Consider the following 15362-nt stretch of genomic DNA (forward strand, 5'->3'; position numbering starts at 1 on the left):
GGGAGAGGGGTTGGGGTGAGGGTCCGGTCCGCGCGCGGCTTTCCAGATCCCCTCGACTACAGCCTCTATCGCCATCAACACATCATGATCCCAGAAGCGGAGGATGGTCCAACCCAGTGAACGCAGGATCCGCGTCCTGACCGCGTCGGACCGTGCCGTGTGCTGCGAGCCATCCAGTTCGACGATCAGTTTCTTGTCGACACAACAGAAATCGGCGATGCAAGGCGGAATCGGGTGCTGGCGGTGGAACTTGAGCCCTTCGAGTCCCCGCCCGCGCAAGACCTTCCAGAGTTTGAGTTCCGCATCGGTCATTTCTCTGCGCAAACGACGCGAATACTGGAGCGTGGTACTGGGCAATGGCGGCTTGATGTCCATGATGCCACCGTACCCTCACCCCAACCCCTCTCCCGACGGGAGAGGGGCTCGAAGAAACCTTACAGCACCCCGCGCTTCATCTGGTCCCGCTCGATGCTCTCGAACAGCGCCTGGAAGTTGCCTTCGCCGAAGCCTTCGTTGCCCTTGCGCTGGATGATCTCGAAGAAGATCGGCCCCAGCGCGTTCTGGGTGAAGATCTGCAGCAGCTTGCGCTGCTTGGTCTCCACGTCGGCGTCGATCAGGATGCCGTTCTTCGCCAGCCGCGCGACGTCCTCGCCATGGTCCGGGATGCGCTGGTCGATCACCTCGAAATAAGTCTCGGGCGTATCCAGGAACGCAACGCCGGCTTCGCGCATCTTTTCCACGGTCGTGTAGATATCGTCGGTGAAGCACGCGATGTGCTGGATGCCCTCGCCCTTGTAGGCGTCCAGGTACTCGTTGATCTGCGACTTCGGGTCGCTGGACTCGTTCAACGGGATGCGCACCATGCCGTCCGGCGCCGTCATCGCCTTCGACAACAGGCCGGTTTTGGCGCCCTTGATGTCGAAGTAGCGGATCTCGCGGAAGTTGAACAACCGCTCGTAATAGTCCGCCCACTTGGCCATGTTGCCGTGGTACAGGTTGTGGGTCAGGTGGTCGATGAAGGTCAGGCCGAAACCCTTGGGCAGCAGGTCCACCCCGGGCAGGTATTCGTAGTCCGGATCGTGGATGGTGCCCTTGTCGTCGTAGCGGTCGACGATGTAGAGCATGCAGTCGCCGATGCCCTTGATGACCGGTGCGGCGACCGCCTTGGTGAGTTCGTCGGCAGCATCGAACGATTCGGCCCCGTTCTTCAGCGCCTGCACGCGCGCCCACTCGGCCAGCTTCCTGACCCGGATCGCGAAGCCGCAGGCGCTGGGTCCGTGCTCGGCGGCGAAGCGCGCGGCGTACGAATCCGGGTCTTCGTTGATCAGGAAGGTGCAGTCGCCCTGGCGATAGGTGCTGATGGCGCGGGTCTTGTGGCGCGCGACCTGCACGAAGCCGAGCTTGCGGAAGTAGTCGTGCAGGTGGTGGGCCTGGCCCTGCGGTGCCGCGAACTCGACGAACTCGAAGCCATCGATGCCCATCGGGTTGTCGAACGTCGTGGGCTGGATGCCCAGATTGGGTTGTGCGTTCATGGGGCGCCTCGCTAGGCTTGCCGGGTCAGACCCCATTTTATAGTTTCAGCTGAAACCAACCACAAGTAGCAGCGCAACATGAGCCAGCCAGCCAGCCCCGTCGTCCACGCCGATTTCGACCTCGACCGCCTGTTTTCCTACCGATTGAGCGTGCTGTCGAACCGGATCAGCAGCGCGATTTCCCGGGAATACCACCGTCGCTTCGGCCTGGCGATCACCGAATGGCGGGTGATGGCCGTGCTGGGGCGCTTCCCGGGCCTGTCGGCCGGCGAGGTCGCCAACCGCACCGCGATGGACAAGGTGGCGGTCAGCCGGGCGGTGGCCCGTCTGCTGGAACGGGCCTTGATCCAGCGCGAGATCCACGGCGACGACCGCCGCCGCTCGGTGCTGGCGCTGACCGACGAAGGGTTCCGGGTCTACGACGAAGTGGCACCGATGGTCATCGAGTACCACCAGCGCATGCTGGAACCGCTGAGCGACGAAGAGCGCGCAATGCTCGACCAGCTGATCGACAAGCTGGCCGGGGAAGGCGTCCGACGCATCGAAGGCTGAGGCCTTTCCTTGCTGGAAGAAAAAACGGCGGCCAATGGCCGCCGTTTTTCGTTGGCGTCCGGCGAGCGCCGGGGTGCCGGGGAGTTACTTAACGCCGTGCATCAGCTTCTGGATCAGCGGCGCGATCAGGAACAGCAGCACGCCAGAACCCACCAGCGCCCAGAAACCGAACGTGTACCCCGCGTGCGCGGACTGCACGGTCATGCCGCCTTCGCCGCTGACCTTGCCGGCGAAGATGCCCGCCATGTTGTTGCCGATGGCGATGGACAGGAACCAGCAACCCATCGCCATGCCGGCGAGGCGTGACGGTGCCAGCTTGGTCGTCATCGACAGACCGATGGGCGACAGGCAGAGCTCGCCAACCGACTGGATCACGTAGACCATGAAGAGCGTCCAGAACGGGATCTTGCCGTTGGCATCCACCATCCCCGACAGCGCCATCATCAGCAGCAGGAACGCCAGGCCGTTGAAGATCAGGCCCAGGCCGAACTTGCGCGGGATGATGGGGTTGTTCTTGCCCATCTTCACCCACAGCCAGGCCAGTACCGGCGCCAGCGCGATGATCGCCACCGAATTGACCGACTGGAACCAGGAGACCGGGAAATCGCTGGTGCCCGCGAACATCTGGAAGAAGCCTTCCATGCCGATGTTGCGGTCGACGATGCGGTCGGCCAGGAAGTTGAACGAACTGCCCGCCTGCTCGAAGAACATCCAGAACAGCACGTTGAACACGAAGATCACCAGCATCGCGACGACCTTGTCGCGCGCCACCTTGCCCTCGCGCAGGCCCTCGACCACCAGCATCACCGCCGGGATCACGAACAGCGCCATCAGGATGGCCTGCAGCAGGTTGGCATTGATGGTCAGCAGCGCGTAGAACATCGGGATGCCGATCACCGCGCCGAACAGGACGACGAGGCTGACATTGCGCAGGCCGGTCTGGTGCTCCGCCGGCATACCGATGCCTTCCAGCTGCCTGCGACCGAACCAGAACCACACCAGGCTCAACAGCATGCCGACGCCGGCGGCGATGAACACCACCTTGTACGCGGGCATGTCCTCGATGCCGAACACCTTCTTCGCCAGGTACTGGGTGACGATCGGCGCCAGCAGCGCACCGATGTTGATGCCCATGTAGAAGATGGTGAAGCCGGAGTCGCGGCGAGCATCGCCCTGGGCGTACAGCTTGCCCACCATCGTGGAGATGATCGGCTTGAAAAGGCCGTTGCCCACGATGATCGTGGCCAGGCCCAGCTTGAACATCGCCTCGCTCGGCAGTGCCAGCAGGAACAGGCCCGCCGACATGAAGACCGCGCCGAGCAGGATGGAGCGCTGGAAGCCGATCAGCTTGTCGGCCACGTAGCCGCCGAAGATGGCGCCCGCGTAGACCAGTGCCAGGTAAGCACCGTACAACTCGCTGGCCGGCTTTTCACCGGAGGCGTCGCCACCATGGAACTGCGCCACGATGTACAGCACCATCGCCCAGCGGATGCCGTAGAACGCGAAGCGCTCCCAGAATTCGGACATGAACAGCATCCACAGCGGACGCGGATGTCCCAGGACTTGCTTGAATTCCGGTATCCGTTCCGGCGTTGATGTGTCGACGGCTCCGCTCATGCGGGCTCCCCCTAGAAAAAAAGTGGTTCAGGATTTCGGTTTCCCGTGCAACGGACACGGGACGGGCGAGGATTACCGACGTGGCCGGCGCACGTCAAATCGCTGAAACATCGGTGGTGTAACGGCCGTTTGGCCTATTCAGCGAGTCAATTCGCTGATTTCCAAGGGTTTTCGGAGGAAATCGCGCCGATCCCGGCCTCAGCGGCCGGGGCCGATCGAGGTCCGCACGTCGAACAGTTCCGGGAAGAACGTCAGCTCCAGCGCCTGGCGCAGGAAGCCCACGCCGCTGGAGCCGCCCGTGCCGCGCTTGAAGCCGATGATGCGCATCACCGTACGCATGTGGCGGAAGCGCCATAGCTGGAACTGGCTTTCCAGGTCCACCAGGTCCTCGCACAGCGAATACTCGCGCCAGTAGCGGTCGGTGTCCTCGTAGATCGCTTCGAATACCGGCAGCAGCGCGGCGTCGGCGGCATGAGACTGGCGCCAGTCGCGTTGCAGGTGCTGCGCGGGGATCGCATGGTCCCAGCGCGCGAGGTACATCAGGAATTCGTCGTACAGGCTGGGAGCGTCCAGCACGGCCTCCAGCCCGGCATGACCTTCCGGATCATGCGCGAACACCTTCAGCATCGCCGCATTCTTGTTGCCCAGCAGGAATTCGATGGTGCGGTACTGCAGCGACTGGAAGCCCGACGACGGGCCCAGCAGGTCGCGGAAGCCCATGTACTCGGAGGGGGTCAGCGTCTCCAGCACCGACCACTGCTCGGTCAGCTGGCGCAGCACCTGCTTGGCGCGCGCCATCACCTTGCGGGCCTGCCAGACCTGGTCGCGCTGGAGGAACCCGATCGCCGCGCGCAGCTCGTGGATCATCAGCTTCATCCACAGCTCGGAGACCTGGTGCTGCACGATGAAGAGCATCTCGTCGTGGTGCGGCGGATCCGACACCGGGTGCTGCGCGGACAGCAGGCGATCCAGCTGCAGGTAGCCGCCATAGCTCATGCGACCCGACAGGTCGGTGTGGATGCCTGCTTCCAGCGGGCGTTCGTTCTTTTCTACGGCCATCCGTCGATCAACCGGGGGCGCCACCCGGGCGGCGGCAGGGGCGCCAGCGTAACCGATGGTGGTCGGGCGCCCCGGCAAGGCGAACAAAAACGGGCACTTATGTCACGCCCATGCAATGCGTGTACCACAGGCTTGGGCTACATTGCGTCGGCCGGGGGCGGGACCGCCTCCGACAGGGGGCGGCGTCCATCCACTGAGGGAGAGTCCGTAACATGGAAATGCCACGGGGCCGCCTTGCGGCCGTGTTCGCGTCTTTCGCCTTGCTCTTCGCCGCGTCGTCGGTGCAGGCGCAGGTAGTCATCAGCCAGGTCTATGGCGGCGGCGGCAACAGCGGCGCGACGCTGAAGAACGATTTCATCGAACTGCGCAACAACGGCCCGACCGCCGTCGACCTGACCGGCTGGAGCGTGCAGTACACCTCCTCCGCCGGCACCACCTGGAGCGGGCGTACCACTCTCAGCGGCAGCATCCCGGCCGGCGGCTTCTACCTGATCCAGCAGGCGCAGGGCGCCGGCGGCACGGTGGACCTGCCCACCCCGGATGCGGTCGGCACCATCGCGATGAGCGGCACCGCCGGCAAGGTAGCGCTGAGCCGCAGCACCACGGCGCTGACCGGCGCCTGCCCGACCGCCGATGCCAACGTGGCCGATTTCGTCGGCTTCGGCAGCGCGGCCAACTGCTTCGAAGGCAGCGCTCCCACCGGCACACTCAGCAACACCACTGCCGCGCTGCGTGGCGGCGACGGCAGCATCGACACCAACAACAATGGCGCCGACTTCGCCGTCGGTGCGCCGAACCCGCGCAACAGCGGTGCGGAGCCGCCCGAGCCGCCCGATCCGCCAGTCGCTCTGACCATCGCGCAGATCCAGGGCAACGGCCTGCTGTCGCCACACAACGGCAAGCGCGTGGTGACCGAAGGCATCGTCACCGCGCTCAAGTTCAATAACGGCTTCTTCCTGCAGGCCGCCAACGACGACGGCGACCCGGCCACCTCGGATGCCGTATTCGTCTTCACCAGCAGCGCGCCGCCGGCCACCGCTGCGGTCGGCAACCGCGTGCGCGTAACCGGCACGGTCGAGGAATTCACTCCGTCCTCCAATCCGCACCAGTTGGCGATCACCGAGATCGTCACGCCGACGGTCGAAATGCTGGAAACCGGCGTGGCCCTGCCCGCCGCGATCGAACTGACCGCCGCCGAGCTGGGCCCCGACGCCCTCCCCGGCACGCTGGAGCGACTGGAAGGCATGCGCGTGAGCGTGGCACAGGCGGTGGTGATCGCCCCGTCCGGCGGCAGCCTGGACGAGAACGACGCGCTGTCCTTTAGCGACGGCGTGTTCCACGTCGCCCTGCCCGGCGTGGCGCGTCCGTTCCGTGAACCCGGCATCGCCGTGATGGATGCCATCACCCTGCCCGCCGGCAAGAACCCGCCGCGCTTCGACACCAACCAGGAACGCCTGATGGTGCGCAGCCGCGGCCAGGTCGGCGCGCAGCCGATCTCGGTCGACACCGGCGCCGATGTGGCCGGCCTGCTCGGCGTGCTGGACTACTTCGCCGGCACCTGGGCACTGCTGCCCGACGTGGCCACGCCGCCGTCGGTCAGCGGCGGCATCCTGCCGGAGGCCGTCAACGATCCGAGTTACGACGAAGTCACCGTCGGCAGCTTCAACCTGCTGCGCCTGTTCGACGAGGTCAATGACAGCAACGGCGCGGTGACGCTGACGCCGGAAGCGCTGGACAAGCGTCTGGCCAAGGCGGCGCTGGCGATCTGCGACTACCTGAAGGCCCCGGACATCCTGGGCGCGGTGGAAGTGGAGAACCTGCGCGTGCTGCAGCTGCTGTCCGAACGCATCGACGCAACCTGCGCCGCGCGCCCGGGCTACGTACCGTACCTGCAGCCGGGCAACGACGTGGGCGGCATCAACGTCGGCTTCCTGGTCAGCTCGCGCGTGACCGCCGACGGCATGGCCCGCGTCGAAGTGCTGGACGTGGCGCAGTTCGGCAAGGAGACCACCATCGCCAACCCGAACGGCACCACCAGCCTGCTCAACGACCGTCCGCCGCTGCGCCTGCGCGCCCGCGTGCATCAGGACGGCGCGTCGAGCTACCCGCTGACGGTGATCGTCAACCACCTGCGTTCGCTCAACGACATCAACGACACCCTTCCCGGCAGCGGCGGCTGGACCACCGGCGGCGAACGCGTGCGGGTGAAGCGCGGTGCCCAGGCGGTCTACCTGGCCCAGCTGGTGCAGGAGATGCAGCAGGCGAACCCGGACGAGAAGATCGTGCTGGTCGGCGACTTCAACGCGTTCGAGTTCAACGATGGCTACGTCGACGTGCTCGGCATCATCAAGGGCGAAGCCGCGCCGGAAGACCAAGTGCTGACCTGGATGCCCAGCCCGCTGACGACGCCGCTGGTGGACGGTTCGCAGCTGATCGCCGATCCCGCGCACCGGTACTCGTACGTGTTCGAGGGCAATGCGCAGACGCTGGACCACGTGCTCGTCAACGAGTCGCTGGTGATGGGCGCCGCGCTGCGCGTGGACCATGCGCGCATCAACGCCGACTTCGGCGTGGACAACTTCGGTGATGCGACACTGGCGGTGCGCTCCTCCGACCACGATCCGGTCCGTCTGAGCATCCGCGTGCCGTCCTTCGCCCGCGCCGACCTGTCGGCCACGGTGTCGGCCGACCGTGCCACCGCCAACGTCGGAGAGACCGTGCGCTACACGGCCACCGTCCGCAACGCCGGCCCGGGTGCCGCATCGCCGGCAGCGTTCGCCTTCGTGTTCTCAGCCGAACTGTCGCCTTCGCTGGCCACGCTGCCGGCCGGCTGGAGCTGCGCAGTACCGGAAGTCTCCGCGGGCACCACCCGCGTGGCCTGCACCGTGCCGTCGCTGGCGGCCGGTGGCGAAGCGACGTTCGCGCTCGATGCTGTCGTCCCGGCCAGCGCGGCAGGCACCACGCTCGGCCTGGGTGTGTCGGCCAACTCGACCGTGCTCGACCCCGCCAACGGCGACAACACCGCCGCCGTCTCGGTGGCCGTGGCCGCGCTGCCGCAGACCCGCGCCGACCTGTCGGTGCAGCTGCTCGGTGCCGCCCTGCCGCTGCGTCGCGGCACCATCGCCACGCTGCTGGTGCCGGTGCGCAACGCCGGTCCGGATGCGGCCGAGCAGGTCACCGTGCGCCTGACCAGCAACGTGGAGGCCCGCTACGCCGCCGTGGCCGCCCCCAGCGGCTGGAGCTGCTCGCGCGTGGCGGACACCACCGATGGCGCTGCCGCCGACTGCACCCGTCGTGGCGCCATGCCGCGCGGCGTGCAGACGCTGGCCTTCGCCCTGGTGGTCCCCGGCAAGCCGAAGCGCGGCACCGAACTGGAGTTCGAAGCCACCGTCAGCAGCACGACGACGGATCCGAACCCGGCCAACAACCACGATCGCCTGGTCCAGCGCATCCGCTGAACTTTCCGGCCATCGTGGGGTCGACAGGGGCGCGGGCAACCGCGCCCCTTGTCGTTTGCGCAGCACGCGACGCGCATCACGTCCGACCCACGCCGACCGCAGGCGGACTGACACCGAACGACAGTCGGGCAAGCCCCTGTTTCCGCACCGGTTTCTTCGAAGAGGCGCGCGCCATTCAACCCCGTCTTGCTGCATTGCACGACAGCCGCCCGGCACACAGCTCCTAAAATTACATTTGAAACCAATTCCGCCGGCCGACGAGAACACCGTCCAGATGACCATCGCCGCAAGCTTCGAAATCGAATACCTCCAGTATCTGGGTCCCGACGGGACCCTGGTACGCAACGACCTGCCCGAGGCCGGCCGCGACATCGCCCGCCTGCGCGAGCTGTTCAAGCAGATGCTGTTCGTGCGTACCTTCGACACCAAGGCCATCGCCCTGCAGCGCACCGGCAAGCTGGGTACCTATGCCAGCTGCCTGGGTCACGAGGCCACCCACGTCGGCATCGGCGCGTCGATGCGCACCGGCGACGTCTATGCACCCAGCTACCGCGAGTACGGCGCCATGTTCATGCGCGGGGTGAAGCCGCGCGACGTGCTGATGTACTGGGGCGGCGACGAGCGCGGCAGCGACTACGATCGCGACAGCGATGCACGCAACGACTTCCCCTTCTGCGTGCCCATTTCCACCCAGTGCCTGCATGCGGCCGGCGCGGCGCTGTCGTTCAAGCTGCGCAAGCAGCCGCATATCGCGGTGAGCACCTGCGGCGATGGTGGTTCGTCGAAGACCGACTTCTACGCCGCACTGAACTCCGCGGGTGCTTACGAACTGCCGCTGGTGCTGGGCGTGATCAACAACGGCTGGGCGATCTCCGTGCCGCGCAGCGCGCAGACCGGCGCGCAGACGCTTGCCCAGAAGGGCCTGGCCGGCGGCCTGCACTGCCTGCAGGTCGACGGCAACGACCTGATCGCCGTGCTCGAAGGCATGCGCCGCGCCAGCGAGCGCGCCCGCAAGGGCCAGGGCGGCACGGTGATCGAGTTCGTCACCTACCGGCTGTCCGACCACACCACCGCCGATGACGCGCGCCGCTACCGCGACGACGCCGAAGTGAAGGCCGGCTGGGAGCGCGAGCCGATCACCCGCCTGCGCACCTGGCTGACCGCGCAGGGCGTCTGGAGCGAAGCGGACGAGGCCGCGTGGAAGGAGGAATGCGGCGTGCGCGTGGACGAAGAGGTCAACGCCTATCTCAACACGCCGGTGCAGCCGGTCGAGGCGATGTTCGACTACCTGTATGCCGATCCGCCGCCGGAACTGCTGCAGCAACGTGCCGCCGCGATCGCCGCGGAGAACCGCCCGTGAGCACCGTGATGAAACCTGAAAACAAGACTGTGGGAGCGACGTCAGTCGCGAAACCGGATGCCGCGGCGACCCCGACGGCGATCACGCTCATCGAAGCGATCACCCAGGCGCTGGCCTGGGAGATCGCGCACGACGAATCGGTGCTGGTGCTGGGCGAGGACGTGGGCGTGAACGGCGGCGTGTTCCGCGCCACCGCCGGCCTGCAGCAGAAGTTCGGCCCCGAGCGCGTGCTCGACACGCCGCTGGACGAGACCACCATCGCCGGCCTCACCATCGGCCTGGCCGCGCAGGGCATGAAGCCCGTCGCCGAAGCGCAGTTCGACGGCTTCGTCTATCCGATGGTCGACCACATCATCTGCCACGCCGCCCGCCTGCGCACCCGCACGCGCGGCCGCCTGCACTGCCCGATGGTGCTGCGCGTGCCGTGGGGCGGCGGCATCCGCGCGCCGGAGCACCACAGCGAAGCGAATGAGGCGATCTTCACCAACGTGCCCGGCCTGCGCGTGGTGATGCCGTCCTCGCCGCAGCGCGCCTACGGCCTGCTGCTGGCCGCGATCCGCGATCCGGACCCGGTCATCTACATGGAGCCGAAGCGCATCTACCGCCAGTACAAGGAAGTGGTCACCGACGACGGTGAAGCGCTGCCGCTGGACGTGTGCTTCGTGCTGCGCGACGGGACCGACGTGACCCTGGTGACCTGGGGCGCGCAGGTGAAGGAAGCGCTGGAAGCCGCCGACAAGCTCGCCGGCGAAGGCATCAGCGCGGAAGTCATCGACGTCGCCACGCTGCGTCCGCTCGACTTCGACACCATCGCCGAATCGGTGGCCAAGACCGGCCGCTGCGTGATCGTGCACGAAGCGCCGCGCACCGCGGGCTTCGGCGCCGAGATCGCCGCGCGCCTGGCCGAGCAGTCGATGTACGACCTGCTGGCCCCGGTCGAGCGCGTCACCGGCTACGACACCCACATCCCGCTGTTCCGCCTGGAAATGAAGTACCTGCCCAGCGTCGAGAAGATCGTCGCGGCGGCGAAGCGGGCGATGGCGAACGGCTGATGCACGCCCGCGCCATCCGCGACTACCGCACGCAGTACGCGAACCCGATCCGGTTCGCGCGCGGCGACATGGTTGCGCTCGGCGCACGCGACACCGAGTGGCCGGCCTTCGCCTGGACCACCACCGCCGACGGCAATGCCGGCTGGGCGCCAGTGGACTGGCTGCAGCCGCGCGACGACGGTCACGCCGTCGCATTGCACGACTATTCCGCGCAGGAACTCGACGTGCGGGCCGGCGACACTGTCGCCCTGCTGCACGAACTGGGTGACTGGTGGTGGTGCACGCACACGGACGGCCGCAGCGGATGGGTACCGGCGCGCGATCTGCAACCGATCAACGAAACGACTTCCAACGAGATATCCGCATGAGCGAGAGCAAGACCTTCCACCTTCCCGACCTGGGCGAAGGCCTACCGGATGCCACCATCGTCGAATGGTTCGTCAAGGAAGGCGACGTGATCCGGCTGGACGAACCGCTGGTGTCGATGGAAACGGCGAAGGCCGTGGTCGAGGTTCCCTCGCCCGTGTCCGGCAAGGTGATGAAGCTGGCCGGCGCGGCGGGCGATGTCGTCATCACCGGCAGCATGCTGGCCGTGTTCGAGCCCGATGCCAGCCTGCCGCAGCGCGCGGAAGGCCAGGATACCGGCCACCACCATGGCCCGCCCACGTCCGCTGTCGTGGGAGCGACGTCAGTCGCGAACGCCACGGCCGACCCATCGCCCGTCGCGACTGACGCCGCTCCCGTCGAGGCGGATGCCGGCACCGTGGTCGGTGCCATGCAATCGTCCAACGCCGTGCACACCGAGCAGGCGATCGCCGTCGGCGGGGTCAAGGCGATGCCGGCCGTGCGCGCGATGGCAAAGAAGCTCGGCGTGGACCTGGCGCGCGTGCGCCCGACCGGCGCCGATGGCGCGGTCACCATGCAGGATGTGAAGCAGGCGGCCGCCGATGGCACCGCCGCTGTAGGAGGGGCTTCAGCCCCGACGCTTTCCCACCGTGCGGTCGGGGCTGAAGCCCCTCCTACAGCGGCGCCTACCGTGCAGCGCACCGCGCTGTCGGCCAGCGGCAAGCCGATGCGCACGCAGCCGCCCGGCGTGTCGGTCAGCGGCCAGCCCGAGCAGCTCAAGGGCGTGCGCCGCAACATGGCGCGCGTGATGGCCGATGCCCATGCCAAAGTCGTGCCGACCACGCTGAGCGACGATGCCGACGTGCATGCGTGGGTACCCGGCAACGACATGACCGGCCGCCTCGTCCGCGCCATCGTGCGCGCCTGCAAGACGGTGCCGGCGATGAATGCGTGGTTCGACGGCGAGAAACTCACCCGCACGCTGCATCCACACGTCGACATCGGCATTGCCGTGGACACCGATGACGGCCTGTTCGTGCCGGCGCTGCGCAACGCCGACCTGCTGGAAGCCGGCGGCGTGCGCGAGAGCATCAACCGCCTGCGCGCGCAGGTGGAAGACCGCAGCATCCCGCCGTCGGAACTGACCGGCTACACGATCTCGCTGAGCAACTTCGGCATGTTCGCCGGCCGCTATGCCACCCCGGTGGTGGTGCCGCCGTGCGTCGCCATCGTCGCCGCCGGCCGCGCGCGCCACCAGGTCACGCCGGTGATGGGTGGCTTCGAATCGCACAAGGTCATCCCCTTGTCGGTGACGTTCGACCACCGCGCCTGCACCGGCGGTGAGGCGGCACGCTTCCTCAAGGCATTGATCGACGACCTGGCCCTGCCGGCGTGACCTTCCGTCGGCTCACGCCGATGCTGCGCACGCCGGACCTGCCCGCCACACTCGCGTTCTACCGCGACGTGCTGGGCTTCGGACTCGCATCCGGCGCGCTGGAGCAGGGCTGGCTGGCGCTGCGCCGCGACGGTGCCGAGCTGATGCTGTCCGGCATGAACGACCACGAGGGCGATACGGTCCCGGGATTCACCGGCTCGCTGTACCTGGAAGTCGCCGACGTCGACGCGCTGTGGGACGCCGTGCGCGACCATGCCCGCATCTGCTACACGCCCGAGACGTTCGCCTACGGCATGCGCGAATTCGCCGTCTACGACAACAACGGCTACCTGCTGCAGTTCGGTACCCCGGTCGCGGACGACACCTGACCGCGAACGGTGGCAGGATGTCGCGCACATCCACCCGGAAATCCGCCATGGCACACCGCAGCCGTCTCGCCGGTTTCATCATCGACAGCCAGGTCGACGACCTGCCCGCCGCATCCGCATTCTGGAGCTCGGCGCTGGGACTGGAAGTCACCCATCCCGATGATGGCGACCTGGGCATCTACGACAAGTTCGAACCCGGTCCCGGTGGCCTGCACATCGAAGTGCAGAAGGTAAAGCACGAAGCCCGCGTGCACCTGGACATCGAGACCGACGATATCGACGCCGAAGTCGCACGACTGGAAGCGCTCGGCGCCAAGCGCGTGCAGCACGTGCGCAACCGCTGGTGGGTGATGGAAGCGCCCACCGGCCATCGCTTCTGCGTGGTGCCGATGGACGAAGACAGCACGCGTGGCGCGCCGAACCGCTGGCCCTGAGAGCAGCAGCTCACCGCATCACGACAACGTGGTCGTTCCAGAAGGACAGCAGGTGTTTCAGGCCGGGAGACGATGCAGTCTCGTCCTCCAGCCACGGCAGGTCGCGCTGCCATTGCGCCTGACTGAGCTGCTGGACCAGGCTCTGCGGCGCTTCCGCGAACCCCATGTGCCAGCGCTGCAGGCGACGCGCATCAAGGCTGCCCTGCTCGAGGATCTCCAGTTCGCGATGCTGCCGCGCGCGGGCGATCCGTGCGTAGACATGCTCGACATCGGCGCGGGCGCCTTCCAGGTACTGCACGAAGCGTTGCCCGCCGTAGATCAGGGTGCCGGTGACGTTGGCCAACTGGTTGTTGACGCGTGCATCGAGCAGCAGGGCATCGAGGTCGGCGGTCTCCAGCGGGCGCGTGGCCTGGCTCTGGTAGACCAGCGCATGCAGTGAGGCCATCTGATGCTCGGGCGGCGCGGAAAGGACACGGAGCATACCGCGCCACCCGCTCCGCCCGACGTGCGCAGGCGCCGCTATTTGCGTTCAGTCTCCGAACGTTCGCGCGTGGCCTTGAACTCCGAACCCTCCCGCCAGTGGGGCCACGCTTCGCTGTCGGCGATCCCGCGCCCCATCGCGTACAGCAGTTCGACATCCTGCGCCTGCCCCACTGCATTCCAGTTCGACGTCCATGCATCGCAGGGCTGGTGGTAGCACTTCGCGAAATACGCATCGCGCAGCGCCTTGCCACGGGAAACACCGCCGTCCACGCGATCCAGTCCGGCGCCGATCGTGATCGCCGGCACGCCCGCGCGGGCGAACGCGAAGTGGTCGGCGCGGTAGAAGAAGCCCGCTTCGAGGTTCGGGTCCGGCGAGTAGGTACGTCCGTGCGCTTCGGCCACGCGTTTCAGATCGTCTTCCAGTGAAACGCGCCCGTTGCCCCAGGAGGCGATGTCGCGGCTCGGACCGTCGGGGCTGAGCATCTCGATATTGAGCACGGCGGCGGTCTTCTCCAGCGACGCCACCGGGTTGGCCGCATAGAACATCGCGCCTTGCAGGCCCTTTTCCTCCGCCGTCAACGCCATGAACAGCAGGCTGCGCTGCGGACGCGGGCCGGCGGCGAACACGCGCGCCAGCTCGATCACGGCCGCCACCCCCGTGGCATTGTCGACGGCACCATGCCGGATCGCATCACCGTCGGCATCGGGCTCGCCGATGCCGTAGGCGTCCCAGTGCGCCGAATAGACCACGGTTTCGTCGGGGCGCTCGGCGCCTTCCAGCCGGCCGATGACGTTGCGCGTGATCACCTGATCACGCGCCACCTTGAAGTCGGCCGACAGCGTGGCCCCGCCCAGCGCCACCGGCGTGAAGCCGGCCGTCTGCGCGCGCCGCTTCTCCGCGGAGAAATCCAGGCCCGCACGCTGGAACAGCGACACCGCAAGATCGCGCTGCATCCAGCCACGGAACAGCGTGTGGTACCGCGCCGCGTCCGCACGCGGAATGTCGAACACCGGCGATAGACCCGAAGCACGGACCGTGCTCCAGCCGTAGGCCGCCGGCGCGGTCTCATGGACGATCAACACGCCCACGGCACCCTGCCGCGCGAGCTCTTCGTACTTGTAGGTCCAGCGTCCGTAGTAGGTGACCGCCGGTCCGTCGAACGCACCAGGCTGCGCCGTCTCGTAGTCCGGATCGTTGATCAGCACCACCGCGACCTTCCCGCGCAGGTCCGCGCCCTTGTAGTCATCCCAGTTCCGCTCGGGCGCGCTCACGCCGTAGCCGACGAACACCAGGGACGCGTCGACAACATGCACGCGCTCGACCGGACTCAGGCTCTGCATGACGACATCGTCGCCATTGACGAGGGTCTGCGTGACGCCACCGATTTTCAACCCCGCGTCCACCGCCCCGTCCACCCGTGCGCGTACCAGCGGCACGTCCTGGGTCCAACCACCGCGCTCACCTCCCGGCTGCACGCCTGCCTTCCGGAGTTCATCCACGACGTAGGCAATCGTCTTCGTTTCGCCCTGCGTCGCAGGTGCGCGACCTTCGAACTCGTCCGATGCGAGGACGCGGACATGGCGCGAGAGGTTGTCGGCGCTGATGCCGCCGCCGGGAACATCGGCGGCGAGTGCCGGCGTCGCGCCAAGCGACAACAGCAGCGCGGGAAGGAAGTGCTTCATGGGGACCGCCAAAAATGGACACA

The 15362-nt window shown here is 67.2% G+C and carries 13 protein-coding genes and 1 pseudogene; 8 read left to right on the forward strand and 6 right to left on the reverse strand.

Translation table 11 applies throughout. The annotated features are described in order from the left end of the window. Positions 1-96: 96 nt before the first annotated feature. Positions 97-375, reverse strand: a pseudogene (locus tag WBN46_RS05705) (DUF559 domain-containing protein); the annotation flags it as partial. 59 nt (positions 376-434) lie between these two features. After that, the gene (hppD, locus tag WBN46_RS05710; protein WP_337730655.1) at positions 435-1532 is read right to left on the reverse strand and encodes a 4-hydroxyphenylpyruvate dioxygenase; all 1098 of its coding nucleotides are present in this window, start codon (positions 1530-1532) and stop codon (positions 435-437) included. A gap of 78 nt (positions 1533-1610) precedes the next feature. Here hppD and WBN46_RS05715 point away from each other — a divergent pair, with 78 nt between their 5' ends. Next, on the forward strand, positions 1611-2084 hold the full coding sequence (locus WBN46_RS05715) for a MarR family transcriptional regulator (protein ID WP_337730656.1): 474 nt from the start codon (positions 1611-1613) through the stop codon (positions 2082-2084). Between the two features lie 84 nt (positions 2085-2168). Here the strand turns inward: WBN46_RS05715 and WBN46_RS05720 are convergent, their stop codons facing one another. Both WBN46_RS05720 and WBN46_RS05725 read right to left on the reverse strand, forming a co-directional pair. Next, complete coding sequence (locus tag WBN46_RS05720; RefSeq protein ID WP_337730657.1) at positions 2169-3701, reverse strand: oligopeptide:H+ symporter; 1533 nt, start codon at positions 3699-3701, stop codon at positions 2169-2171. 198 nt (positions 3702-3899) lie between these two features. Further along, positions 3900-4760 (reverse strand): tryptophan 2,3-dioxygenase family protein, encoded by an 861-nt coding sequence (locus WBN46_RS05725; RefSeq protein WP_337730658.1) that lies wholly within the window; start codon positions 4758-4760, stop codon positions 3900-3902. A 212-nt stretch (positions 4761-4972) separates the two neighbouring features. Between WBN46_RS05725 and WBN46_RS05730 the strand changes: the two genes are divergently transcribed. From WBN46_RS05730 to WBN46_RS05760, 7 genes are all read left to right on the forward strand, one after another. Next, on the forward strand, positions 4973-8218 hold the full coding sequence (locus WBN46_RS05730) for a lamin tail domain-containing protein (protein WP_337730659.1): 3246 nt from the start codon (positions 4973-4975) through the stop codon (positions 8216-8218). Between the two features lie 274 nt (positions 8219-8492). Continuing rightward, positions 8493-9578, forward strand: a complete 1086-nt coding sequence (pdhA, locus tag WBN46_RS05735) for a pyruvate dehydrogenase (acetyl-transferring) E1 component subunit alpha (RefSeq protein WP_192200142.1) — start codon at positions 8493-8495, stop codon at positions 9576-9578. 8 nt (positions 9579-9586) lie between these two features. Then, positions 9587-10630: an alpha-ketoacid dehydrogenase subunit beta gene (locus WBN46_RS05740; RefSeq protein ID WP_337730660.1), complete on the forward strand. Its 1044-nt coding sequence runs from the start codon at positions 9587-9589 to the stop codon at positions 10628-10630. Further along, positions 10630-10998, forward strand: coding sequence for an SH3 domain-containing protein (locus WBN46_RS05745; RefSeq protein WP_337730661.1), 369 nt, complete (start codon positions 10630-10632; stop codon positions 10996-10998). The genes WBN46_RS05740 and WBN46_RS05745 overlap by 1 nt, the downstream gene beginning before the upstream one ends. Further along, positions 10995-12371 carry a dihydrolipoamide acetyltransferase family protein gene (locus WBN46_RS05750; RefSeq protein ID WP_337730662.1) on the forward strand — a complete coding sequence of 459 codons (1377 nt, stop codon included), beginning with the start codon at positions 10995-10997 and terminating at the stop codon, positions 12369-12371. Before WBN46_RS05745 ends, WBN46_RS05750 begins: the two co-directional genes overlap by 4 nt. Positions 12372-12391: 20 nt before the next feature. After that, a complete protein-coding gene (locus WBN46_RS05755; RefSeq protein WP_337730663.1) occupies positions 12392-12739 on the forward strand; it encodes a VOC family protein in 348 nt (115 codons plus the stop codon). Between the two features lie 47 nt (positions 12740-12786). Then, a complete protein-coding gene (locus WBN46_RS05760) occupies positions 12787-13173 on the forward strand; it encodes a VOC family protein (RefSeq protein WP_337730664.1) in 387 nt (128 codons plus the stop codon). Positions 13174-13183: 10 nt separating this feature from the next. Here WBN46_RS05760 and WBN46_RS05765 read toward each other — a convergent pair whose 3' ends face one another. Together WBN46_RS05765 and WBN46_RS05770 are read right to left on the reverse strand one after the other, a co-directional pair. Next, complete coding sequence (locus WBN46_RS05765; protein ID WP_337730665.1) at positions 13184-13618, reverse strand: BLUF domain-containing protein; 435 nt, start codon at positions 13616-13618, stop codon at positions 13184-13186. A gap of 74 nt (positions 13619-13692) precedes the next feature. Further along, positions 13693-15339, reverse strand: a complete 1647-nt coding sequence (locus tag WBN46_RS05770) for a M28 family metallopeptidase (protein ID WP_337730666.1) — start codon at positions 15337-15339, stop codon at positions 13693-13695. Positions 15340-15362 lie beyond the last annotated feature (23 nt).

This window comes from Pseudoxanthomonas sp. CCNWLW251 (genome assembly GCF_037402255.1).
Taxonomy (GTDB): domain Bacteria; phylum Pseudomonadota; class Gammaproteobacteria; order Xanthomonadales; family Xanthomonadaceae; genus Pseudoxanthomonas_A.